The organism is Hymenobacter bucti (genome assembly GCF_042681145.1).
GTDB classification, from domain to species: Bacteria; Bacteroidota; Bacteroidia; order Cytophagales; family Hymenobacteraceae; genus Hymenobacter; species Hymenobacter bucti.
The window spans coordinates 985,875-1,009,281 of record NZ_JBHUFD010000005.1 but is presented as its reverse complement, the minus strand read 5'-3'; the positions used below and the strand labels follow the sequence as shown (position 1 = coordinate 1,009,281).

At 58.7% G+C, this 23,407-nt stretch carries 21 protein-coding genes; 11 read left to right on the top strand and 10 right to left on the bottom strand.

The genetic code is table 11. The features are described from left to right. Nucleotides 1–73 precede the first annotated feature (73 nt). The 4 genes from purF to ACFSDX_RS16370 all read left to right on the top strand — a co-directional run bounded on the left by purF (nt 74) and on the right by ACFSDX_RS16370 (nt 4,839). Nucleotides 74–1,570: an amidophosphoribosyltransferase gene (gene purF, locus ACFSDX_RS16385; protein WP_382315428.1), complete on the top strand. Its 1,497-nt coding sequence runs from the start codon at nt 74–76 to the stop codon at nt 1,568–1,570. A gap of 297 nt (nt 1,571–1,867) precedes the next feature. Beyond that, nucleotides 1,868–2,812 (top strand): glycosyltransferase family 2 protein, encoded by a 945-nt coding sequence (locus ACFSDX_RS16380; protein ID WP_382315426.1) that lies wholly within the window; start codon nt 1,868–1,870, stop codon nt 2,810–2,812. Between the two features lie 202 nt (nt 2,813–3,014). Next, nucleotides 3,015–4,112 (top strand): AIR synthase-related protein, encoded by a 1,098-nt coding sequence (locus ACFSDX_RS16375; RefSeq protein WP_382315424.1) that lies wholly within the window; start codon nt 3,015–3,017, stop codon nt 4,110–4,112. Nucleotides 4,113–4,143: 31 nt separating this feature from the next. Then, nucleotides 4,144–4,839, top strand: coding sequence for a DUF4240 domain-containing protein (locus ACFSDX_RS16370; protein WP_382315422.1), 696 nt, complete (start codon nt 4,144–4,146; stop codon nt 4,837–4,839). 12 nt (nt 4,840–4,851) lie between these two features. Here ACFSDX_RS16370 and ACFSDX_RS16365 read toward each other — a convergent pair whose 3' ends face one another. Beyond that, a complete protein-coding gene (locus tag ACFSDX_RS16365) occupies nt 4,852–6,348 on the bottom strand; it encodes a nicotinate phosphoribosyltransferase (RefSeq protein ID WP_382315420.1) in 1,497 nt (498 codons plus the stop codon). 207 nt (nt 6,349–6,555) lie between these two features. On the opposite strand from ACFSDX_RS16365, the gene ACFSDX_RS16360 reads away from it, so the two are divergent. The 3 genes from ACFSDX_RS16360 (at nt 6,556) to ACFSDX_RS16350 (ending at nt 11,616) form a co-directional block, all read left to right on the top strand. Further along, nucleotides 6,556–7,545 (top strand): glycosyltransferase family 2 protein, encoded by a 990-nt coding sequence (locus tag ACFSDX_RS16360; RefSeq protein WP_382315418.1) that lies wholly within the window; start codon nt 6,556–6,558, stop codon nt 7,543–7,545. Nucleotides 7,546–7,776: 231 nt separating this feature from the next. Continuing rightward, nucleotides 7,777–10,701 carry an aminomethyl-transferring glycine dehydrogenase gene (gcvP, locus tag ACFSDX_RS16355; RefSeq protein WP_382315416.1) on the top strand — a complete coding sequence of 975 codons (2,925 nt, stop codon included), beginning with the start codon at nt 7,777–7,779 and terminating at the stop codon, nt 10,699–10,701. A gap of 291 nt (nt 10,702–10,992) precedes the next feature. Beyond that, nucleotides 10,993–11,616 (top strand): DUF4136 domain-containing protein, encoded by a 624-nt coding sequence (locus tag ACFSDX_RS16350; RefSeq protein WP_382315414.1) that lies wholly within the window; start codon nt 10,993–10,995, stop codon nt 11,614–11,616. Between the two features lie 55 nt (nt 11,617–11,671). Here ACFSDX_RS16350 and ACFSDX_RS16345 read toward each other — a convergent pair whose 3' ends face one another. From ACFSDX_RS16345 to ACFSDX_RS16335, 3 genes are all read right to left on the bottom strand, one after another. Then, on the bottom strand, nt 11,672–12,049 hold the full coding sequence (locus tag ACFSDX_RS16345; RefSeq protein WP_382315412.1) for a DUF805 domain-containing protein: 378 nt from the start codon (nt 12,047–12,049) through the stop codon (nt 11,672–11,674). Between the two features lie 60 nt (nt 12,050–12,109). Continuing rightward, nucleotides 12,110–13,009: a lipoyl synthase gene (gene lipA / locus ACFSDX_RS16340; protein WP_382315481.1), complete on the bottom strand. Its 900-nt coding sequence runs from the start codon at nt 13,007–13,009 to the stop codon at nt 12,110–12,112. A gap of 98 nt (nt 13,010–13,107) precedes the next feature. Then, nucleotides 13,108–13,953 (bottom strand): hypothetical protein, encoded by an 846-nt coding sequence (locus ACFSDX_RS16335; RefSeq protein WP_382315410.1) that lies wholly within the window; start codon nt 13,951–13,953, stop codon nt 13,108–13,110. Nucleotides 13,954–14,057: 104 nt separating this feature from the next. Between ACFSDX_RS16335 and ACFSDX_RS16330 the strand changes: the two genes are divergently transcribed. Continuing rightward, nucleotides 14,058–14,474, top strand: a complete 417-nt coding sequence (locus ACFSDX_RS16330; RefSeq protein WP_382315408.1) for an OsmC family protein — start codon at nt 14,058–14,060, stop codon at nt 14,472–14,474. A 129-nt stretch (nt 14,475–14,603) separates the two neighbouring features. On the opposite strand, the gene ytxJ is transcribed toward ACFSDX_RS16330, so the two are convergent. The 4 genes from ytxJ to ACFSDX_RS16310 form a co-directional block, all read right to left on the bottom strand. Then, nucleotides 14,604–14,951 carry a bacillithiol system redox-active protein YtxJ gene (gene ytxJ / locus ACFSDX_RS16325; protein WP_382315406.1) on the bottom strand — a complete coding sequence of 116 codons (348 nt, stop codon included), beginning with the start codon at nt 14,949–14,951 and terminating at the stop codon, nt 14,604–14,606. Between the two features lie 11 nt (nt 14,952–14,962). Continuing rightward, nucleotides 14,963–15,262 (bottom strand): hypothetical protein, encoded by a 300-nt coding sequence (locus tag ACFSDX_RS16320; RefSeq protein WP_382315404.1) that lies wholly within the window; start codon nt 15,260–15,262, stop codon nt 14,963–14,965. Nucleotides 15,263–15,285: 23 nt separating this feature from the next. Further along, entirely contained in the window at nt 15,286–15,945 is a 660-nt protein-coding gene (locus ACFSDX_RS16315; protein ID WP_382315402.1) for a hypothetical protein, read from the bottom strand. A gap of 134 nt (nt 15,946–16,079) precedes the next feature. Continuing rightward, on the bottom strand, nt 16,080–18,119 hold the full coding sequence (locus ACFSDX_RS16310; protein ID WP_382315400.1) for an alpha-ketoacid dehydrogenase subunit alpha/beta: 2,040 nt from the start codon (nt 18,117–18,119) through the stop codon (nt 16,080–16,082). Nucleotides 18,120–18,343: 224 nt separating this feature from the next. Here ACFSDX_RS16310 and ACFSDX_RS16305 point away from each other — a divergent pair, with 224 nt between their 5' ends. After that, the gene (locus ACFSDX_RS16305; protein WP_382315398.1) at nt 18,344–19,627 is read left to right on the top strand and encodes a M16 family metallopeptidase; all 1,284 of its coding nucleotides are present in this window, start codon (nt 18,344–18,346) and stop codon (nt 19,625–19,627) included. A gap of 85 nt (nt 19,628–19,712) precedes the next feature. Here the strand turns inward: ACFSDX_RS16305 and ACFSDX_RS16300 are convergent, their stop codons facing one another. Further along, nucleotides 19,713–20,009 (bottom strand): hypothetical protein, encoded by a 297-nt coding sequence (locus tag ACFSDX_RS16300; RefSeq protein ID WP_382315396.1) that lies wholly within the window; start codon nt 20,007–20,009, stop codon nt 19,713–19,715. Nucleotides 20,010–20,150: 141 nt separating this feature from the next. Continuing rightward, complete coding sequence (locus ACFSDX_RS16295; RefSeq protein WP_382315394.1) at nt 20,151–20,585, bottom strand: hypothetical protein; 435 nt, start codon at nt 20,583–20,585, stop codon at nt 20,151–20,153. Nucleotides 20,586–20,735: 150 nt separating this feature from the next. Between ACFSDX_RS16295 and pheS the strand changes: the two genes are divergently transcribed. Both pheS and rimO read left to right on the top strand, forming a co-directional pair. Then, nucleotides 20,736–21,779, top strand: a complete 1,044-nt coding sequence (gene pheS, locus ACFSDX_RS16290; RefSeq protein WP_382315392.1) for a phenylalanine--tRNA ligase subunit alpha — start codon at nt 20,736–20,738, stop codon at nt 21,777–21,779. A 201-nt stretch (nt 21,780–21,980) separates the two neighbouring features. Beyond that, on the top strand, nt 21,981–23,297 hold the full coding sequence (gene rimO, locus ACFSDX_RS16285) for a 30S ribosomal protein S12 methylthiotransferase RimO (protein ID WP_382315390.1): 1,317 nt from the start codon (nt 21,981–21,983) through the stop codon (nt 23,295–23,297). Nucleotides 23,298–23,407: the final 110 nt, after the last annotated feature.

The following is a 23,407-nucleotide window of genomic DNA, read 5'->3' as shown; positions in this document are numbered from 1 at the left end:
TAGGTAGCTGTTCTATCCTACCCATCCTTCCCAAATTATTAACTCGTAATTTTTACCTCATAATTAACTGATTATGTGTGGCATTGTAGGTTTTCACGGCCCCGAGCGCGTGGTAGGCGATATGATTATCGGCCTCACCGCCCTTCAACATCGGGGGCAAGATGCCGCCGGCATTGCGACGTTTGACGGCGACGCCTTCCACCTGCACAAGGGGCAAGGGCTGGTCAACGACGTTTTTAAACCCAAGCATACCAAAAAGCTGACCGGTAACACCGGTATCGGGCACGTGCGTTACACCACGCAGGGCGCCAACGATTCGGACCTGGCGCAGCCCTTCACCACGAGCTACCCCTTCGGGCTGGCGATGGTGCACAACGGCAACGTCATCAACTTCCGCGACGTGGCCAAGCTGCTGCACGAGAAGTACCACGTGCTGCCCAAGACGACTAACGACCTGGAGCTCATCATGTACACCTTCGCGTCGGAGCTGCGCGTGAAAGACCTGGACCGGATTTCGGTAATCGATATTTTCGACGCCGTGGAGACGACCCAGGAGCTGGTGAAGGGCGCCTATGCCACCGTTACCATCATTGCCGGGCAGGGCCTGCTGGCCTTTACTGACCCGTTGGGCATCCGCCCGCTGGTGATGGGCCGCCGCGATACGCCCGAGGGCCCGGTCTACGCCTTCGCTTCGGAAAGCACCTGCTTCGACTACCTCGACTTCGAGTTTGTGGAGAACGTGGGGCCGGGCCAGGCGATTTTTATTGACCAGAATTACCAGGTTCACTACAAGAACCAGCAGGAGTTGCCCAAGGCCTTCTGCGTGTTTGAGCAGATTTACTTCGCTCGCGAAGACTCGACCATTCACGGTCGCTTGGTAGCCCGCGAGCGCGTGCGCCTAGGTAAAATACTGGCCCGCAAGGTAGTAGATGCCGGTTTGCGGCCCGATATGGTGATTGATGTACCTTCGTCGGGCTACTTTTCGGCCTCGGGCCTAGCCGAAGCCATTGGCGTGCCCTACCGCCGCGCCATGGTGAAAAACAACCACATGGGCCGCTCGTTCATCGTGCCGACCCAGGCCGGCCGCGAAGACGTGGTGAAGAAGAAGCTGAACCCCATCCGGGCTTTTGTCGAAGGTAAAAAGGTGGCCGTAGTGGACGATAGCATCGTGCGCGGCACCACGTCGCGTCGCATCGTGCGGCTGCTGCGCGAGGCGGGTGCGGCCGAGGTGTACTTCATTTCGAGCGCGCCGCCGCTGGTCTCGCCCTGCATCTACGGCATCGACATGGCCATGAGCACCGAGCTGATTGCGGCTAACTACACGGAAGACGAAATCTGTCGCTACATCGAGGCTGATAAAGTTATCTACCAGGATTTAAGTGACTTGCAGGACCTCTTTGCCGAGGAGCGCGGCCACGGCGGCTCGTGCTTCGCGTGCTTCACCGGCAAGTACCCGACGGGCGACGTGACGCGCTACTTGCGCCACATTCAGGAGGAGCGCCAGAGCCACCGCATCGTGGACAAGGTGCCGTCGGTGAGCGCCAAGGCGCCGCTGCCGACCGAACATTAGGTGCCTGCCCACGCGGGCGTAGCGACCGGTCAATGACTAATTAGCTCCCAGTCTTTTCGCCGAGTTGGTTGCCCCAACTTGGCGAAGAAACATCACAGGAATATTGAGCCTAGGTAATCATCTGTAATAAGCAAATGCTAGAGCTTTGTTGTCCGTGTACTCATCGCTGCGCGCGTAAGCTAGCCATCATAAACGAGGCAACATTTACTACCTATCGTGTTGAAAAGTGGTAGAAATAGCTATATTCGCCATCTTGACTTACTGCGATACTCGCAATTTATTGAATGCCAGTTTACTATGAATATCTCAATCTGCATTCCTACTTATAATCGGCCTGATGTACTACAGCAAGCTGTAGAGTCATGTTTAAATCAAACCCATCGTCCCTATGAAATTCTAATAGGCGATGATTCGTCATTGAACGATACCGAAGAGTGGGTAAATGCTAATTTACAGATTACGGATGTACGAATTAGGTATTTTCACAATCGCCCTTCTCTGAGGCAGGCGCGTAATGTTAATAGCCTATTTATGCACGCAGAGGGCGAGCTAACGGTTTTATTGCATGACGATGACGTTTTGCTGCCCACTGCTCTCGAAACCCTACACAGCTGTTTTGTAGCGCATCCGACAATTGATATTGCCTTTGGTAAGCAGTATGTTATGTCTAATGATGGACGGATAAATGAGGAAGAATCAGAATCGCTAAATAAAACGTATTACAGAACGGCTGCTTACGAAGGAGTAAAATTATCATCTCTGGAATCTGGTTTTCTACAACAGTTTCCTAATGATGCATACATGATTAAATCTGCCATAGTTAAAAAGGTTCAGTATAACGAGGGAACCGGAGACGCCTGTGATTTTGATTTTGGCTTGCAGATAGGTAAGGGTAATTACAAAATGTTTTTTGTAAATAGCTATACTGCTTGCTACCGTATCTCTGATAGTAGCGTTGGTACAAAAGCCGATAATAACGCGAGTATTTATGCTTTTGACGCCGTGGATTCGTTGAATGTGCCAGCCGAATCGTCAAAGTATAAGCACGAATGGCTGGTGTCTAAAGCTCCTGCGGCTATTGCGAACGCGGCCAAATTACAGGATTATAAGCGAGCATTAGAGATATACTTTAGTGATTGGCATAAGCATAATATATTATCGCTTAGTGGAATAAAATTATTTTTAATTATTTCTTTCTTATCCTTGAAGGGTAGTATTTCCAGGAAAAGGACAGCAGCTTAAAATTATTTATTCACTTATAGCTTAGTAATTACTAAGTGTAATTCTTAAGGTGCGGGTGTCTGCTACCTAGGGTAGCTTAATGCCAAACAACGGTATCCGCCCGCTAATTCTGAACTGAAAATTCTACGCCGCCTCGGTCACTAGCCCGGCTCAAAGCTTTGCCGCTAGAGCGAGCTAGGTGATAAAGAGCGTAGCCCCTCACATGAACAACGCCCAAACCCCCGACGCCGGCTACTCTATCGACCTCGGCAACGCTGCCTCGAAAAACGCCTACAACTGGTCGAAAAAGACTTTCACTACCCGCGCCGGCCTGCCCGGCGAGCCCGCCCGCGACCTCGACGGCGGCTTTAGCAACGAAATCCGCTTCGGCCAGGAGCGTCTGGGTATCAGTTCGGATGGCATCGGGACCAAAATCGAGTTGGGCGAGCGCCTTGATAAGTACGATACCCTAGGCTACGACCTGGTGGCCATGACCGCCGACGACCTTATCGCAGCGGGCTTCGTGCCTACCAACCTGTCGAACATCATCGACGTGAATACCCTCGACTACGACGTGGTAGACGAGATGATGCGTGGCCTGCACGACGCCTGTATGTTCTCGAAAATCGCCATTACCGGCGGCGAGATTGCCGAGCTGGGTAACCGCATCGGCGGCTTCCCCGGCGCCCGCATGAACTTTAACTGGTGCTCCACGGCCATCGGCGTGCTGCACCCCAGCCTCGATAAGCCGCTGAGCGGTGACACTGCCCAGGCCGGCGATGCGGTAGTGGCCCTACGCTCGCCCTCGTTCCGCTCCAATGGCTATTCGCTGGCCCGCAAGACGTTGCAGCGCCTCTTCGGCGACAACTGGCACACGGCCCCCTACGACGGCCCCGACGCCGACCAGTACGCCACCTGGGGCGAGGCCCTGCTTGCGCCTTCGCTCATCTACGCGCCCGCCCTCACGGCGGTGCTCGATGCCGGCCTGCCCCTGCGCGGCGCGGCCCACATCACGGGCGGCGGCGTGGCCGATAATTTCAAGCGGGTGCTCAAAAACGGCCTCGGCGCGGTGCTCGACAATCTTTTCGCGCCCCTGCCCGCCATGCAGCGCCTCTGCGAAGTCGGCGGTATCAGCCCCGAAACCGCCTACCTCTACTGGAACATGGGCAACGGGATGCTGCTCGTCACGGCCCCCGAAGCCGCTGAAGCCCTAGTGCAGCAGCTTGCCCAAAGCGGCTACCAGGCCCAGATGGCCGGCTACCTCACCGCCGAAGCAGGCGTGACGCTGCGCGTCGCGGCGGGGGAGTTGCGGTATGCGTAGGCTATACCTGTGGTCATGAAAACGAACCGCAATGACACGTTATTTCATCAACCAAGAGGGCGAAGCTAATAAGTTTTGGAACGTCGAAATTGACGACTCTACTTATACTGTTGCCTTTGGCAAGGTTGGAACACAAGGCCAGCATAGTAGCAAAAGCTTCGTCGATGCAGCTTCTTGTGAGTCAGAAGTAGCGAAGCTGATTACTGATAAGGCTAAAAAAGGCTACCGAGAAATTCAGGAAGGCGAAGTCGTACCTCAAAAAGTATTGGCTGAATACCGGCCGATGGACGAGAGCCTATTCTGGGAAATTCTTGACTCCTTCAACTGGAAAAAATCGGGTAATGACAACGCAGTAATGCTGCCAGCTATTAAACGGCTGGCAGCATTACCGGTAGAAGATATTTTTGTCTTTGATAATATACTGGCTGAAAAACTCTATCAGTTGGACGGCCAAAATTATGCAGCTGCTTGTTATCCAGGACAGGATACCAATCACATCTCCGCAGATGCTTTTTTGTATGACCGATGCAGCGTATTGCTAAATGGTCGTGAATTTTATGAGGAAGTATTAAATACGCGGGATAAATGGCCGGTTGGATTCGAGTTTGAAAGCTTGATATACCTGCCTGAGCAAGCATATACTCGCAAAACTAAAAACGAAGATTACCCTCATCGCACTCCGTTGTCGATGGAGACATGCAGTAATAAGGCTGGTTGGAATAAATAGAACAAGAATACCTCACGCCAGCCGCACCGGCCGCTTCGCCAGCATCAGCTGCGTGCGAAACTCATGCAGCCCCTGCTCCAAGCCCACCGGGTACACGTGCGGATTGAGAAAGCGTCGGATGCTAGCATCCAGACTATTGACTTCCTGCCGAGCGAAAACCCGGCTTTCGGCCAGCGTTGGCAGCGGCTGCACTAGTTGGCCCTGGCGCAGCACCGGGCTTAGCAGGTCGCGGAAGGGGGCGCTGGGGCGCACGGGGCGGCGGCGCGTGGCATCGGCGGGGTCGAGGATGGTGGGAGCAGCGGGTAGCGGCGTAGGGGCGGCGATGTTGTAAATCATGTCGGCGCGGGGCTGGCCCTGGTCGCCTAGGTAGCGGCGCACCTGCAAGATGCCAGGGATGCTGGTTTTGGCCTGCTGCTCGGAGAGCTTGAGCGTGAAATCCCAGCCCTGGCTATTGGCCGTGCGCAGGGCGGCGAGCTTGTACACGCCGCCCAGGGCGGGCTGGTCGTAGGCCGTGACGAGCTGCGTGCCTACGCCCCACGTGTCGATGCGGGCGCCTTGCTGCTTGAGGCTGGCGATGAGAGTTTCTTCCAGGTCATTGCTGGCCACGATGCGCACGTTCTCCAGGCCAGCGGTATCGAGTAGCTTCCGCGCTTCTTGGGATAGGTAGGCTAGGTCGCCTGAGTCGAGGCGGATACCGCCTAGCTCGTGGCCGCGTTGGCGCATGTCGAGGGCTACTGCGATGGCGTGGCGCACGCCGTCGAGCGTGTCGTAGGTATCGACCAGGAAGACGGAGTCATCGGGAAAGGCGTCGGCGTAAGCAGCGAAAGCTTGGCTTTCGTCGCCGAAAGCCTGCACCCAACTGTGGGCGTGGGTGCCGCGCACCGGAATGCCATAAAGCCGGCCGGCCAGCACGTTGCTGGTGGCGTCGGCCCCGCCCAGGTAAGCGGCGCGGCTGGCCCCTAGGCCGCCATCGGGCCCCTGGGCGCGGCGCAAGCCAAATTCCAAGACCGTATCGTGGGGGCCAGCCGCGTCGCGAATGCGGGCAGCTTTGGTGGCAATGAGCGTTTGGAAATTGATGATAGTGAGCAGCGCCGTTTCGACCAATTGGGCCTGTAGCAGCGGGCCCTGGACGCGCACCAGCGGCTCATTGCCAAACACTACCGTGCCTTCGGCCACGGCGTCCACGTCGCAGGTAAACTTCAGCTTGCCTAGGTAAGCCAGAAAGTCATCGGGGAAAAGGCGGGCGCCCTGGCTGCCAGTGAGGCCGGCGAGGTAGGCAATGTCTTCCGCGGCAAATCGCAGATTCTCCAGGTAATCGATGGCCAGCGCCAGGCCCGCCGCCACGGCGTAGCCGCCCTCAAACGGCGCCCGGCGGAAGTAGAGGTGAAACACGGCCTCGCGCTCATGCAGGCCCCGCTTCCAGTAGCCGTAGGCCATCGTGAGCTGGTAGAGGTCGGTGAGCAGGGCCAGTGAGGGGCGGTAAAGACCGGAAAATACAGGGGAGGTCATGTTTGGTAGGGGCAGCGGCAGCACAGAAAGCTTCGCGCTTGTTGCTGCCAGTAGGTAGCTACGGCAGCCAAGGCTGGCGGGAGAAGTTTGGGGCTGGTTTATGCTTTTATATAAAAGTACCCCTATTTTTGACTGGCTGCTGAGTAAAATAACGCAAATTGTTACATAACGTGCTGCTGCTTATAAGGTCTTCAACTACTGTTTTCTATGAAAGTAAGTGTAATTGTTCCGGTTTTCAAAGTAGAAGCCCATATAGAGGCATGTTTACAATCAATTATTGACCAAACGTATCAAGATATAGAATTGATAGTGGTGGATGATAAGTCACCAGATAATTCTATTTCTTTAGCAAGAGAGTTACTTGTTAAGAGTAAATACGCTAATTTCACAATTCTGGAAAACGCTTTTAATAGTGGCGTATCAGTCTCCAGAAACAATGGCCTTGCCATAGCAAACGGTGAATATGTATTATTCGTCGATAGCGACGATACGATAGTCTCTACCATGCTGGCCGAAATGGTGGCGATTGCTACCGAGCACGACGTTGATATTGTGGTGTGCGATACGTTTCGGATTGGTACTGATACCTCCCAGAAGCCAGAAGTGTGGAAAGCTAGCCTTACGGGATTAGTAGATGGCGCTACGGCAATTGATGCTATGCTGCGTTTTAAGGAAACTTCCTATATCTGGAATAACCTTTACCGGCGTTCTTTATTTAAGGATATTAAATTCGTGGATAATATCTATTATGAAGATATGCTCATCAAGCCATTGCTATGGAAGAAGTCTCGCCAACTGTATTTTTATCCTAAGCCACTCTATAATTATTTTGAACGAAGTGGTTCCATCACAACCAGATTGGGTGATTTAAATAAATACCTGGGTATTCCAGATTGCTGCCAAGCTATCGAAGATGCTTTTGCGCAGGATACCCAAGCTAGCCCGGCTATGCGGGTCAATATGGTATTGTTTCTCTATACCTGGATTAGAAATCTAACCTTAACTATTATTTCGGCTAATATGCCTTATGAGGCAGTAAAGCCATTGCTGGAGAAATACAGTAGTTACCTGAAAGTTTCTAATATTCTGAAAATAAGCAATGGCGCTGATAAACGGCTACCGTTGTTTCTGCTAATCCTGAAAGCTAGCCCTTACTTGTACTGGAAGCGGTTTTCGACCCAGCTACTGGCGAAGTAGGCAGCGCGGCGGAGAAAAAAAGTAGCCGCATCAGTAAAAGTCAGGTTACCCCCTTGGTGGTCAGACGGCGAACCCTAGGTAGCGCGCTTTCGCTTGCGAAGCACGATACCTAGGGTTTTTGCGTGCATAAAGCGAGCGTTGACGCAGATTATGGCTGCCGGCTGGGCCTATTCACGGTGTAACTTTGTCTTAGTAAAAAGCTGCTTTTTTTCTTCGCTTCATACCTCTATTATGTCGTTCCGATTCAAGCCCGCCGACGTGTTTGAAACCCGCCACAACGCGCCCGACCCCGCCAGCCAGCAAGCCATGCTGGACGCCGTGGGCGCCGCCGACCTGGCCCAGCTCATCGCCGAAACGGTGCCCGCCGCCATTCGCCTGCCCCAGGCGCTGGCCCTGCCGCCGGCCCTCACCGAGCGCCAGTTTTTGAAGCGCTTCAAGCAGATTGCTGGGCAGAACAAGGTGTATAAGAGCTACATCGGCCTAGGGTATCACGATACCACGCTGCCGCCGGTTATCCAGCGCAACATCCTCGAAAACCCCGGCTGGTACACCGCCTACACGCCTTACCAGGCTGAGATTGCGCAGGGCCGCTTGGAGGCGCTCATCAACTATCAGACGATGATAATTGACCTCACGGGCCTGCCCATCGCCAACGCCAGCCTGCTCGACGAGGCCACCGCCGCCGCCGAGGCCCTGCACCTGCTGCACTCGCAAACCAAGAAGAAAAACGCCACCAAGTTTTTCGTGTCGGAGCAGGTGTTGCCCCAGACCATTGACGTGCTGCGCACCCGCGCTACGCCCCTAGGTATCGAATTGGTGGTGGGCGACCACCGCACGGCCGACCTCACCGACGAGGCGCTGTTTGGCGTGATGGTGCAGTACCCCGGCGCCAACGGGACGATTTTTGATTATCAGGAATTTATCGCCAACGCGCAGACCAATAACTTGTTTGTGGTGATGGCGGCTGACCTGCTGGCGCTCACGCTGCTGACCTCGCCCGGCGAGCTGGGCGCGGATATTTGCGTGGGCTCGTCGCAGCGCTTCGGCGTGCCGATGGGTTTTGGCGGGCCGCACGCGGGCTTTTTCTCGTGTAAAGACCAGTTTAAGCGCGTCATTCCGGGCCGCATTATCGGGCAGAGCGTGGACGCGGCCGGTAACAAGGCCTACCGCATGGCGCTGCAAACCCGCGAGCAGCACATTCGCCGTGAGAAGGCGACCTCCAACATCTGCACCGCGCAGGTGCTGCTGAGCGTGCTGGCCGGCATGTACACCGTGTACCACGGCCCGAAAGGCATCCGCCAGTTTGCCGTGAACACGCACTTGTTCGCCCAGATTCTGGAGGCAGAATTGAAGGCCCTAGGCGTGGAGCAGCTGAATAGCCACTACTTCGATACCCTGAGCCTGCGCCTCGAAAGCCACGAGATGCAGCAGGCGTTGAAGAAAGAGGCCGAGAGCGCGGGCATCAACTTCCGCTACTACGAGGACACGCTGGTAGGCATCAGCCTGCACCAGAACGTGGAGTTCGACGACGTGCGCGACATCGTAGACATCTTCGCTAAAGTCTTGGGCAAGGAGGTAGCGACCACGGCCGCCCCGACTGCGGAAGCCGAAATGATGCTGACCTGGCCCGAGAGCCTCCAGCGTACCAGCGAGTACCTCACGCACCCCGTCTTCAACACGCACCACGCCGAGCACGAGCTGCTGCGCTACATGAAGCATCTCGAAAACAAGGACTTGAGCCTCGCGCACAGCATGATTCCGCTGGGTTCGTGCACCATGAAGCTCAATGCTACGGCCGAGATGATACCCGTGACCTGGCCCGAAATCGGTCAGCTGCACCCTTTCGCCCCGGCCGACCAAACGGTGGGCTACCAGCAAATTATTCGCGACCTGCAAGCTTGGCTCTGCGAGGTAACCGGCTTCGCGGCCGTCAGCCTCCAACCCAATTCGGGCGCGAATGGCGAGTACGCCGGCCTGCTGGCCATCCGCGGCTACCACCTGAGCCGCGGCGACAACCACCGCACGGTGGCGCTCATCCCGGCCTCGGCCCACGGCACCAACCCCGCTTCGGCCGTGATGGCTGGCATGCAGGTAGTAGTGGTAAAAAGCACCGAAGATGGCAACGTGGACATGGACGACCTGCGCGCCAAAATAGCGCAGCACGCCGACCGCCTCTCGTGCCTCATGGTGACTTACCCCAGCACGCACGGCGTGTACGAGGAAACGATTATTGAAATCTGCGAGCTCATCCACCAGGCCGGCGGCCGGGTCTACATGGATGGCGCCAACATGAACGCCCAGGTCGGCCTCACTTCGCCCGCCAGCATCGGCGCCGACGTGTGCCACCTCAACCTGCACAAAACCTTCTGCATCCCGCACGGCGGCGGCGGCCCCGGCGTGGGCCCCATCGGCGTGGTGGAGGACCTGATTCCTTACCTGCCCGGCCACTCGGTGGTGCCGGTAGAGGGCCGCACGAGCGGGGCCGTATCGGCCGCGCCGTATGGCTCGGCCAGCATCCTGCCCATCTCCTACGCATACATTTCGATGATGGGCGGCGCGGGCATCACCCGCGCTACGGAGATTGCCATCTTGAATGCTAACTACATCAAGGTCCGCCTGGAGGCGCACTACCCGGTGCTCTACACCGGCGCGCAGGGCCGCTGCGCCCACGAGATGATTCTCGATTGCCGCCACTTCAAAAAGGCGGGTATCGAGGTGGAAGACATCGCCAAGCGCCTGATGGACTACGGTTTTCACGCGCCTACGGTGAGCTTTCCGGTCGCCGGCACGCTCATGATTGAGCCCACTGAAAGCGAAAGCAAGGAGGAGCTGGACCGCTTCTGCGAGGCCATGATTGCCATCCGCAAGGAAATCACGGAGGTCGAAGAAGGCCGCGCCGACGCCAAGGAAAACGTGCTCAAGCACGCGCCTCACACCGCCGCCATCGTCCTCACCCAGGAGTGGACGCGTCCTTATTCGCGCGAGCAGGCCGTGTACCCGCTGCCCTACGTGCGCAACGCCAAGTTCTGGCCCACCGTCAGCCGTATCGACTCGGCCTACGGCGACCGTAACCTCATTTGCAGCTGCACCCCGCTGGAAGAGTACGCTGACGAGCCCGAGCAACTCGTTGCGACGGACAAAGGCCCGTCGTATTAATGTTGCGCGGACTTTACAGGCCGCGTCCGCTAGCGAGTAGCTGAACAGACGCGGCCTGTAAAGTCCGCGCAACAATATGGCTGCCTGCCCCGCGTTAAACCCACGCGGCTAGCCACCATCTAAGACACGCCAGACCGAGCCCGCGAAAGCACTCGGCCTGGCGTGTTGCGGTTTAGTCGAGTAGCTAAGCAAACTAGTCGGCTTGCCTACTTTTTTTGGAACATTGCCTAGGTACCTAGCGTTAAGCCAATACCTCCGCACCGCAGGATTATCTCTTTAATTTATAGCCTTATGAACCGCATCACTCGTTTACTGGCCCGCCCGGTCGCCTTGGCGGTCACGGGCCTGGCGCTCACCTTTGGGGTAGTTGCCTGCTCCACGGCCAACGTGGCCTCGACCAGCGATTTTGACCACGCCGTCAACTTCCGCGCCTACAAAACGTGGGCCTGGTACCCCAAGCAAACCAATGATACCGAAGGCGGCCCCGCCAAGGGCTACGAGTCCTTCACTGACCAGCGCATCCGCGACGCCGTAACCAAGGACCTAGGCGTTAAAGGCCTAACCGAAGTGGCGAGTAACGCTACTCCCGATGTGTTTGTGGCCTACAGCGTGCGCATCGAAAACCAACAGCAGCGCGTGGGCGGCAGCCCCTTCGGCTACGGATACCCTTATGGCTACGGCTACGGCGGCTACGGTGGTTACGGCTATCCCTACGGTGGCTCGTACAACTACAAAGCCGGCACTGTCATCATCGACATTGTCGATGCCAAGCGCAAGGAACTAGCGTGGCGCGGCACGGGCCAGGCCCAGCTCGACAAAAACACGATTACGGAAGAAGAAACCTACCGCATCGTGAATAGCGTGCTCGGCAACTACCCGCCCACCGACGACCGTCGCCGCCAAGCTACTCGCTAACTTACTTGTAGTTAAAAAGAAAGGCCTCGCCAATTTTGGCGAGGCCTTTCTTTTTCTAGGTGATGGCTGAATAGAGTACAGCTGATTGGCGAGGTGAAGGGCCAAACCGATTGGGACCAGCCGTGCCAGCAACGAATTGCATACCAGCGCCCACGACCAAGCTGGCCACGGGTAGCAACAAAACCAGCAGCCACCAAGCTCGCATATCGAGGTCGTGAAGTCGCTTTACACTTTGCAGAAAAATCAAGTAAAAGCAGATTATCAACCCTGCAAGCGATAGGTTCTTCCAGACCGAAGCTGTATCACCAAACTGGTATTCGGCTAAAGCAGGCAGGCTATAGCAAGCAAATGTCAGTAAGTATAATGCTAGAACGCGCGAGAAATAAGGCCAGCGACTAATACGGCCGGTGGGGGCGAAGATAAGAGATGCCACAACACTGTTTTGCTTAATTTATAAGCCTCGTTGCCATTATGATAGCCAATCTTAAAACTATTATATCGGCACGTTTACGTGGCGCTCGGCGTGGTACGAAGAACGCACTAGCGGGCCGCTTTCCACGTACTTGAGGCCGCGGCGCAGGCCTTCTTCCTTGTAGCGGGCGAAGGTGTCGGGGTGAATAAACTCGGCTACTTCGAGGTGGCGCTTGGTGGGTTGGAGGTACTGCCCTAGGGTCAGAATGTCGAGGCCGTTGGCCACAAGGTCGTCCATGGCCTGGTGCACTTCGTCCTGCTTTTCGCCGAGGCCCAGCATGATGCCTGACTTGGTGCGGTGCCCTTGCAGCTTGGTGCGGCGGATTTGCTCGAGGCTGCGGTCGTACTTGCCCTGCGGGCGCACGAGGCGGTAGAGGCTGCCTACGGTTTCCATGTTGTGCGAAATCACCTCCTGGCCACCCGAAATCATGACATCGAGCGCCGCCCAGTTGGCTTTCACGTCGGGTATCAGCGTTTCGATGGTCGTTTCGGGACTTAGCTCTTTGGTAAACACCACCGTGTCGCGCCACACGCTGGCGCCGCGGTCCTTGAGCTCGTCGCGGTTTACGCTCGTGAGCACGGCGTGCTTCACCTTCATCAGGCTGATGGCCTCGGCCACGCGGCGGGGCTCGTCGAGGTCAAGCTCCGAGGGCCGGCCGGTGGCCACGGCGCAAAACGAGCACGAGCGCGTGCAGACGTTGCCGAGTATCATAAAAGTGGCCGTGCCCGCGCCCCAGCACTCGCCCATGTTGGGGCAGTTGCCTGATTCGCAGATGGTATGCAGCTTGTGCTCATCCACCAGCTTGCGCACGGCGGCGTAGTCGGGCCCGATGGGCAGCTTCACGCGCAGCCAGTCGGGCTTGCGGGCGCGGGCCGGCGCCACGGGTTCGGGCTGAGGCTGAATAATGGGAAGCGAAAGCAGCATAGTATCCATAGTGTAAAGTTAACAACAAAGCCCAGGCAAAGTGCCCGGGCTCGGTGCTGATATGGCGCATAGTGCGGGGTAGACCCTAGATAGGGCTAGCTGCGGTGCCCTAGGTACAGCGTGAGGTAAACCGACGGGAAGAACTGCTTGTTCAGCACATCTGGCGATACAGGCGCCGCGGGCGTGGAGGAGTCCAGGGTAATCAGGCGCTTGGTATAAAGCTCTACTACAAAGCCCACTTCGGCGCCGGCCACGGCATCGCGGTAGCGGCCATACTCGAAGCTAAGGCCACCGCGCAGGTGCACGCCCGGCACCACCTTGGTACTACCGATGCCCGCAAAGAAGGGCGCCCGGTCTACGATGGCCTGCGGTGCGGTGTGCTTGCCGGGGTCGTACTGCTCATTGGTAATGACATCGTTGGCGCTGGGCCGGCCCGTTTGGGCGTAGGTATAGTCGTAGCTGATGTAGTAGGGCATGAGCAACCCTAGGGAAGGCCCCGCGCTCAGTAGGCCGTTGACCTGCACCCCGGCCTCGGCAGCCTTATGAAACAGGATGCGCTGAATGCCGATGGATGGCCGCAGGGCAAAGGCGTAGTTGGTTTTGTAGGCCGTGAAGGTGCCGCCAAAGTCGCTGATGACGCTTTCCTCCTTGGGGTTCTTGAAAAACACGCCCTCCAGGCTCCAAAACCAGAGCGTGTTCTCGTTCATAACCTTGGCCGAGCGCACATTGACGCCCCCAATCAGCCCGCCCTGGGTGTTGAAATTGACGCCAAAAACCGTTTCGCGGCGGTATGACTGCTCCTCGGACGGGGCGGCCGAGGGCACGACCGTTAGCACGGCCTGGGGCGCCGGCGTGGACGCCGCCCCGGCTTGCGCCCAGGCGGGCGCCGCGGCCAGTACCCCAAGGCCTGCGAATACCCCAATGGTCAGAAATTGCTTCATAAGTAGGTCAAAAATAGCACAGTTGGGGTAGACAGCAGCTGAAAGCAGCAAAAGAAGAAAAGCGACTTCCCGGGCGGTTGGCGGCGGGTAGGTAGCTTCGCAGTATGATGACCGCTCCTACCGCTACCGCCCGCTACGAAGGGCAGCTCCGCACCGAGGCTACGCACGTGGCCTCGGGCACCATTATTCAAACCGACGCCCCCGTAGACAACCACGGCCGGGGCGAGGCGTTTTCGCCCACCGACCTGGTCGGCACGGCCCTAGGTACCTGCATTCTGACCACCATGGCCATCGTGGCCGAGCGCCACGACATAGAATTGAAAGGCAGCACCGTGCAAGTCAAAAAGACGATGAGCCAAGACGCGCCCCGGCGCATCGCGCAGCTCAACGTGGACCTGCAGCTGCCCGCCAGCCTCAGCGAAAGTGACCGCACCCTACTGGAGCGCGTAGCCCACACCTGCCCAGTGGCGCTGAGCCTGCACCCGGAAATCCGGCAGGAAATCCGGTTTGTGTATGAATAAGTAGCTTAGACTCTGCGAGTCCGAGCGCTCGCACAGCGAGCCTCCCGCGCCTAGGTTTACGTTGAAAAGCTTACCTATCGTGGATGCTCGCTACGCGAGCGCTCGGACTCGCAGAGTCCAAGCTACTTTTTATTTTACCTCTTCGGCCACGTCGGCGAGGCGAATGCCCATGTGCGAGGCGTGGTAAGTGCATTTGCCATCCTGGATAAGCAGCAGCTGGGGCGACTCGTGCTGCACGCCAAATTCCTGCGCAATCTGGGCCGAAATGGGGCGGAAGCGTAGCAAATCGAGGTAGTAAAGCGGGGTTCCCTCTGGCAGGGCGGCATCGGGCCACTGGCGCTCGAGCTTGGCCTTGGCCGTGGCGCTGATGGAGCAGGTAGTGCTGTGCTTGAAAATAATAACCGGGTGCTCGTGCGATTCGCGTACGATGTCAGTCAGCTGGTCGGGCTGCGTGAGGGGGAGCCAGGAAGTAGCCATAAAAGGAGCTGTTAGCGGGGAAGGTTGTTGTTAGGCTTACGTAACCGCAAGCCGGGGTATTTGGGTTCGGTTACGCGCGGCTTGCCGTTGCGGTCGAAGCGGGGCTCGTCGGTAGCGGCCGGTACCGGGGCCGACTCGCCGCGCTCGAGCGGGCGGTGCGCCCCAGCCAGGTGGCTGTCTTGGTAAGGCGCGTCAGTGGCGCGGGCTTCGCGCAGCGCCTGGCGGGCAGCGGCACGCTGCTGGGCCGGGCTGCTGGGCGTCGTTTGGGCCGGAGAAGCCAGCAGGACGGCAAATGCGAGGTGAATAAACATGAGTAGCACAGGTGGGAATGAGCTTAGTAGCCGGGGCGCTCCTGCGTGGGGTCGGGCTTCGGAAGCGGGGCCTTTTTGGTTTTCTGTTCCTTCGGCTCTTTTTCCTTTTTGACCTTGGGCTCCTTCACTTTTGGCTGCTTTGGCTCTTCCACTTTCGGCTCTTTTGCCTTGGTTTCTTTGGCCCTAGGTGTGGGCTCGTCGGTGGGGCTAGCGTCGGTGGGCGGGGCCAGGGGCATTTTCTCGTCCTTGGCATCCTCGGGGTGGCCCTGGCCTTTGGAGTGCTTGCGCAGGCGGCGGTTTTCACGGCTGGCGTCGCGGTGCTTCAGGGGCCGGGTGTCGTAGTGGTGGTACTGGCGGCGCTTGAGCTTGGGCTTTTTGAGCAGCAGCTCCTTGTCGTACTTTACCCGGGTGCCCTCGGGTAGCTCGCTGTACGTCAGCTTGTTGTCGGCCTTGCCCTTGGCGCCGCCCGCCGCGTTGGCGTCGGTGGCATTGGTTGTTATTTCCTCCGTCTTGAGGACCTGGCCTTTGTGGCGGGCCTTTTCGGCCGCGCGGTGCTTGGCCTTGGCCTCGGCCGTCATGTCGGGCGTGGGCAGGCGGCGCGGGTGGAAAACTTTATCGTACATCGAGCAGCTGGCCAGTAGGCCCAGCAAGAGCGGTAAGAACGAGCGTAGAAACGATTTCACAGAAGCAAAAAAATGCGTGAACCGGAAGGTACGAAAGTCGGCGCTTTTTAGTGATTAGCGGTTAAAGAGTAGTGTTTAGTTATCAACCGATTCAGCTATTCACCACTAAACACTACTCACTAACCACTAATAACTTAATACGCTCGCAGCGCCCGCAGTTGCTCGCGCAGCCGCTGCTGCGGCAAGAAGCTGGCCTCCAGTATTGGGGCAAACGGCACCGCCGTATCGAGCGAGGCTACGCGGCGCACCGGCGCATCGAGGCTGCTGAAGCAGTGCTCGGCCAGCCAGGCCGCTATTTCGCCACCTAGGCCGCCCGTGAGCGTGTCTTCGTGCAGGATGAGCACGCGGCCGGTTTTGCGGGTGGTGCGAGCCACGGCCTCGGTGTCCCAGGGCAGCAGCGTGCGCAGGTCCAGAATATCGGCCATGATGCCGAGCTCATCGCAGGCGGCCTTAGCCCAGTGCACCCCAAGGCCGTAGGTAATGACGCTCAGCTCGTGGCCTTCCGTGACTAGCGCGGCCTGCCCGATGGGCGTGGTGTAGTACGCGGCCGGCACCGGCCCGCTCAGGCCGCGGTACAGCAGCTTGTGCTCAAAAAACAGCACCGGGTTGGGGTCTTCGAAGGCGGCGCAGAGCAGGCCTTTAGCATCGTGGGGGTTGCTGGGGTACACCACTTTCAGGCCCGGCACGTGGGTAAACCACGCCTCGGTGCTCTGCGAGTGGAAGGGGCCGGCGGCCGAGCCCGCGCCGGTGGGCATGCGCACCACTACGTCGGCCTGCTGGCCCCAGCGGTAGTAGCTCTTGGCCAAGTTGTTGACTATCTGATTAAAGCCGCAGGTCACGAAGTCGGCAAACTGCATCTCGACCATCGCCTTCTTGCCCCGGATACTCAGCCCGAGGCCCGCCCCCACAATGGCCGACTCGCAGAGCGGCGTGTTGCGCACGCGCTCCTTGCCAAACTGCTGCACAAAGCCCTCGGTAATCTTAAACACCCCGCCGTACTCGGCAATGTCCTGGCCCATGAGCACTAGCTCGGGGTAGCGCTCCATGCTCTGCCGCAGCCCGTCCGAAATAGCGTCTATAAAGCGGACTTCGCGCGGCTCGTTACTCGCTTCTTGTTGTTCGTTATTCGCCTCCTGGCTGCTGTTAATTGTTAATTGCTCATTGTTAATTGAAACCGGTGCGTACATGTCGGCTAGCTCCTCGGCGGGGTCGGGCAGGGGCAGCGGGGCGGCGTCGGCTTCTTGCAGGGCGTATTCTATTTCCTGCTTGATGCTCTCGCGGATTTGCATGCGGGCCGTTTCGCTCACGATGCCCTCGGCCAGCAGCCACTTTTCGTAGGTCTCGACGGGGTCTTTCTGGGCCCACTCCTGCAGCAGCTCGGCGGGCACGTATTTGGTGCCGCTGGCTTCTTCGTGGCCGCGCATCCGGAAGGTGAGCGCCTCGACCAGCACCGGGCGCGGGCGCTGGCGCAGGTCCTCGGCCAGCGTTTTGATGAGGTGGTACACCTCCAGCACGTTGTTGCCATCGACCTGCACGGCCTCGATGCCGTAGGCGGGTCCCTTGTCGATGAAGGACTTAGCCCGAAACTGCTCGTTGCTGGGCGTGCTCAGGCCGTAACCGTTATTTTCGATTAGAAAAATAACCGGCAGTTGCCACACGGCGGCCACGTTGAGGGCTTCGTGAAAATCGCCCTCACTGGCCCCGCCGTCGCCTGAGTAGGTGAGCGTCACGCGGGGCGCTTTGTCGAGCAGGTCGGCTAGGGCAATGCCGTCGGCCACGGCCAGCTGCGGCCCTAGGTGCGAAATCATGCCCACGATGTGGTGGGCGTGGCTGCCGAAGTGAAAGCTGCGGTCGCGGCCCTTGGTGAAGCCCGTTTTTTTGCCCTGCCACTGCGCAAACAGCTGCTCTAGGGGCACCTGCCGGCTCGTGAAGACGCCTAGGTTGCGGTGCAGCGGCAAGATGTACTCATCGGCGTTGAGCGCCAGCGTACTACCTACCGACACGGCCTCCTGCCCGATGCCCGAGAACCACTTGCTCACCCTGCCCTGGCGCAGCAAAATCAGCATTTTATCCTCGATGAGGCGCGGGCGCAGCAGCTCGCGGTAGAGCTGCTTGAGCACGTCGTTGGAGTAGTCGCGGCGGTCGAAGGTGAGGGTGGCGGGGGCAGCAGTCATGGGAGGAGGCGGGCCAATTGGCCGGCGCGAAGGTAGCGGCTGCATTTTCCTTGCACCGAGGGCCGCTAGGTTTGGGGAGCGTGCAGTAAGTTCGGGCCGCGCATGGGCGGCCCAAGTAGCCGCCCGCGCGCAACCAGCAAGCAACAGGCACTGTTATTGTCTTTTAGTAGTTGTTGCTCCCGCCGCCCTAGGCACCTTCCAACACGCCCTCCATTATTCTTTAAATGATACACTACCAAGAATTTACCCTAGGCAACGGCCTGCGTTGTCTGGTGCACGAAGATTTTACGACGCCGCTGGCCGTGCTCAACGTGCTCTACGATGTGGGCTCGCGCGATGAGCACCCCGGCCGCACGGGATTTGCGCACTTATTTGAGCACCTGATGTTTAGCGGGTCGGTGAACGTGCCCAACTACGACGAGCCGCTGCAAAAGGTAGGGGGCGAAAACAACGCCTTCACCTCGCAGGACATCACCAACTACTACCTCTCGCTGCCGGCCGCCAACATCGAAACCGGCTTTTGGCTCGAAAGTGACCGCATGTTCGACCTGGCTTTTTCGCAAAACGGCCTTGATGTGCAGCGTAAAGTAGTAGTAGAAGAGTTTAAGCAGAACTACCTCAACCAGCCCTACGGCGACGTGTGGCTGAAGCTTAAGCCGCTGGCCTACAGCACGCACCCTTACCAGTGGAATACTATTGGCAAGGAAATCAGCCACATCGAAGAAGCCGAAATGGATGACGTGCGCGCCTTCTTCCGCAAGCACTACGCCCCCCAGAATGCCGTGCTGGTAGTGGCCGGGGCTGTGGCATTCGACGAAGTGAAGCGCCTGGCCGAGAAGTGGTTTGGCCCCATCGAAGGTGGTCCGCGCTACGAGCGCCAGCTGCCCCAGGAGCCCGTGCAAACGGAGGCTCGCCATATCGAAACCACGGCCGCCGTGCCGCTGTCGGCCCTCTACAAGGCTTACCACATGCCCGCCCGCCTCGACCCCGGCTACCACGCCGTGGACCTGCTGGCCGACCTCCTAGGGCGGGGCAAAAGCTCGCGCCTGCACCAAAAGCTGGTGAAGGAGCAGGCGCTGTTTAATAACGTTTCGGCCTCGCTCACGGGCGCCCTCGACCCCGGCCTGCTCGTGGTCAGCGGCAAGCTCAACACCGGCGTGACGCTCGAAGCCGCCGACCGCGCCGTGGAAGCTGCCGTGGCCGAGCTGCTGCAAGCCGACGTGCCCGCCGCCGAGCTCGACAAAGTAAAAAACCAGGCCGAAACCGGGCTAGTCTTCGGCGAGATTGAGCTGCTGAACCGCGCCCTGGCCCTGGCCATCGGCAAGCTGCTGGGCAATGCCAACTTTGTGAACGAGGAGCCCGCCGCCCTGCAGGCCGTGACGCCCGCCGACATTCGCCGGGCCGCCGAGCGGGTGCTGCGCCCCGAAAATTGCAGCACGCTCTATTATCGCGCGGCGGAGGCCGAGGCCGTTTCGGTAGAGGAAGACGCCGAAGCTGCCGCGGTGTAGCGGATTGATTTAGTAACCAGAAAGCCTCCCAACTCACTTGCCGCTTGGCAGTGGGTTGGGAGGCTTTTTGATGGATTAAAGCCACTTACTTGGGTGCGGCCAGCGTGGTGCCTTTGGGAGCGGCGGCGGCGGGGCCGTCGTAGGGCGGGGTATTCTTGCCGTTGTGGCTGGGGCTGGTGATGGGCTCGCCGGGAGCAGCGTAGCCCGACTGGCCTTTGTCGCTTTCGGCGGCATCGTTTAGCCGGTTGGTGCGGCGGGTAACAGCGGCCTTGGTGCTGGGGCGGGCGGCCGCCGTCTTCGCCTTGGTAGGCGTGGTTTGGGCGGTGGCCGAGGTAGCAAGTAGGCCTAGGCCTAGCAGCGCCAAACAAAAAGAACGAAGCATAAACTAAAGGAAATAAGCGTGGAGCCAAGCCAGCTCAACCAGCCGCTTAGCTCCCGCACTTACGCAAAACGGCCACGGAAGGCTACTTCCGTGGCCGCAGCCGCTGGTGGCAGAAAAACGTGACTATGGCACCTAGGGCCGCTAGCGAGGCGTGGGCAGCGTGGTGCCCGACGAAGTAGTAGTGGGGCGGCGCAGCGGGCGGCCATCGTAGTCGGTGGTTACGCCGTGGCTCACTTGGTTGAGGGGCATGCCGGGCGCTACCGAGATGTTGGTGTGGGGGTGGTAGAGCGAGCCATCATCGGGCAGGTTCACGGCATCGTTGCTCCAGCCGCTCCAGTTGCTTTGCTCGGGCGCGGTGGCCATGGCTACTACCGGGCTTTTGGCGGCGGCTTTGGCAGCAGCCTCGGCCTGGCGGCGCTCGCGGGCCGTGAGGGTGCGGCCAGCGCGGGGCGTGGTGCGGGCCGTTTTGGCGGCCGAAGCTGGCGAAGCCGCGCTAGCGGGCTGCGACTGGGCCGCGGCGGTTTCGGCGGTGAGCAAAGCCAGGCCGAGCAAAGGGAGGAGCAGTTGGCGTACCATAATGAAGAGAAAAAGAGAGGAGGTAGGGGAGACTGAGTAGGCTTTTGCAAAGGCAGTGCCAATTTTGAGCCAACGACTTATACGGATAGTTTGGTATTGCCGCCGACTGCTTCCGGGCCCGGCGCGGGCCGCCGTACCTTTGCGAGTATCATGCAGGAATCTATTTCGGCCCTCGCCGCCGAGGTGGCCGCCGCCGATGTGAGCAGCGCCGCCGCCCTCGACCAGTTTCGCCTTTTCTACCTCGGCCGCAAAGGCCGCCTGGCCGACCTCTTCGACCAGCTCAAAACCGTGCCTAACGAGGAGAAGCGCGCCGTGGGCCAGCAGCTCAATGGCCTCAAGCAGCAGGCCCAGGCCCGCTTCGACGAGGCCCAGGCCGCGCTCGAAGAAGCCACCGCCAACCAGCCCGCCGATGCAGGCTTCGACTACACGCTGCCCCCGGTGCCCAACGCCCTAGGTACCCGCCACCCGTTGATGCTGGTGCGCGAGCAGATGCTGCGCATCTTCGCCCGCATCGGCTTCGCGGTGGCTGAAGGCCCAGAGATTGAAGACGATTGGCACAACTTCACGGCCCTCAACTTTCCCGAAAACCACCCGGCACGGGATATGCAGGACACGTTTTTTGTGGAGCCCGCGCCCGGCGCCGAGGTAGCCCAGCCGCACCTGCTGCGCACCCACACCAGCACCGTGCAGGTGCGCGTGATGGAAAACGAGCCGCTGCCCATCCGCCGCGTCATGCCCGGCCGGGTGTACCGTAACGAGGCCATTTCGGCGCGGGCGCACATGCTCTTTCACCAGATTGAGGGCTTGTATATTGATGAGAACGTGAGTTTTGCCGACCTCAAGCAGACGATTTACTACTTCGTGCGCGAGATGTTTGGCGAGGACATTAACATCCGGTTCCGACCCAGCTACTTCCCCTTCACCGAGCCCAGCGCCGAGATTGACATCACCTGCCTCATCTGCAAGGGCGCGGGCTGCAACATCTGCAAAGGCAGCGGCTGGGTCGAAATCGGCGGCAGCGGCATGGTAGACCCCAACGTGCTCGAAAACTGCGGTATCAACTCGGAGAAATACACCGGCTACGCCTGGGGCATGGGCATCGAGCGCATCACCATGCTTAAGTACCAGATTAAAGATTTGCGCCTCTTCACGGAGAACGACGTGCGCTTCTTGCGCCAGTTCGAAGCGCTCTAGCCGCCCGCGAATTAACCAGCCTAGGTCAGCCGCGGAACCCCTTGCCGCCCCAAGCGTGTTGCCCATCTTCCGCTTCGCTTCAAGCCTAGTGCGCTAAGCCAGAGCCAGAAGCCAAGAAAAACTATACCCTACTATTCGCGGATACGCCCGCCGCAGGCGGGCGTATCCGCGAAATCCGTTAAATCAGTTAAATCTGCGGTTGTGAAAGTTAGAACGATTAAACAAAACAAAGTCAACGTTATCACCCTAGGTTGCTCCAAGAACCTTGTTGATAGCGAGGTGCTCATGGGCCAGCTCAAGGCCAACGACTTTCTGGTAACGCACGAGGCCAAGAAGTCGGATGCTAACATCGTCATTATCAATACCTGTGGCTTTATCGACAATGCCAAGCAGGAAAGTATCGACACCATTCTGCGCTACGCCGACGAGAAGGAAGCCGGCAAGCTCGAAAAGCTCTACGTAACAGGCTGCCTCTCGCAGCGTTACAAAGATGAGCTGGAGGTCGAGATTCCGCAGGTCGATGCGTTTTTCGGCACCCTAGAGCTGCCCCAGATGCTGAAAGTGCTGGAGGCCGACTACAAAAAAGAGCTGGTGGGCGAGCGCCTGCTCACCACGCCCAAGCACTACGCCTACTTCAAAATTGCGGAGGGCTGCAACCGCCCGTGCTCGTTCTGCGCCATTCCGCTGATGCGCGGCAAGCACGTAGACCGCTCCATGGAAGACCTCGTAACCGAGGCCAAGCGCCTCGTGAGCATGGGCACCAAAGAGCTGATTCTCATTGCCCAAGACCTAACCTACTACGGCCTGCAAGCCTACGGCGAACGCAAGCTGCCCGAGCTGCTAGAGCGCCTCTCTGACGTGGCCGGCGTGGAGTGGCTGCGCTTGCAATACGCCTACCCCTCGCAGTTTCCGCTGGCGGCGCTGGACGTGATGCGCGAGCGCGACAATGTCTGCCGCTACCTCGACATGCCGTTGCAGCATATTTCGGATAACATGCTGAAAACCATGCGTCGGGGCATCACGGGTCGCCGTACTAAGGAACTGGTGCGCGACATCCGCGACCGCGTGCCAGGCATCGCGCTGCGTACCACGCTCATCGCCGGCCACCCCGGCGAGACGGAGGAAGACTTCGAGGAGTTGTGCGAATTTGTGCAGGAGTCGAAGTTTGAGCGCCTGGGCATCTTCACCTATTCGCACGAGGAAAACACGCACTCGCACACCCTCATCGACGACGTGCCAGCTGAGGTAAAGCAGGAGCGCGCCGACCGCATCATGGAAATTCAGCAGCAGATATCGCTGGATTACAACGAGTCGCGCGTAGGCCAAACGTACAAAGTGCTCTTCGACCGGCTCGAAGGCGGCTATTACGTGGGCCGCACCGAGTTCGACTCGCCCGAGGTTGATAATGAGGTACTGGTGCTGGCTACGAATGACCTGCACATCCCGCAAGGCAGCTTCGCCAATGTGCACATCACCGGCGCGTCAGACTTCGATTTGTACGGCGAGGTCGTGCGCTAAAAATCTTTGCGTTTGTCATGCAGAGTGCAGCGAAGCATCTCGCGTGGCGCAGTACTCAAAGTATATACTGCGCCACGCGAGATGCTTCGCTGCACTCTGCATGACGACCA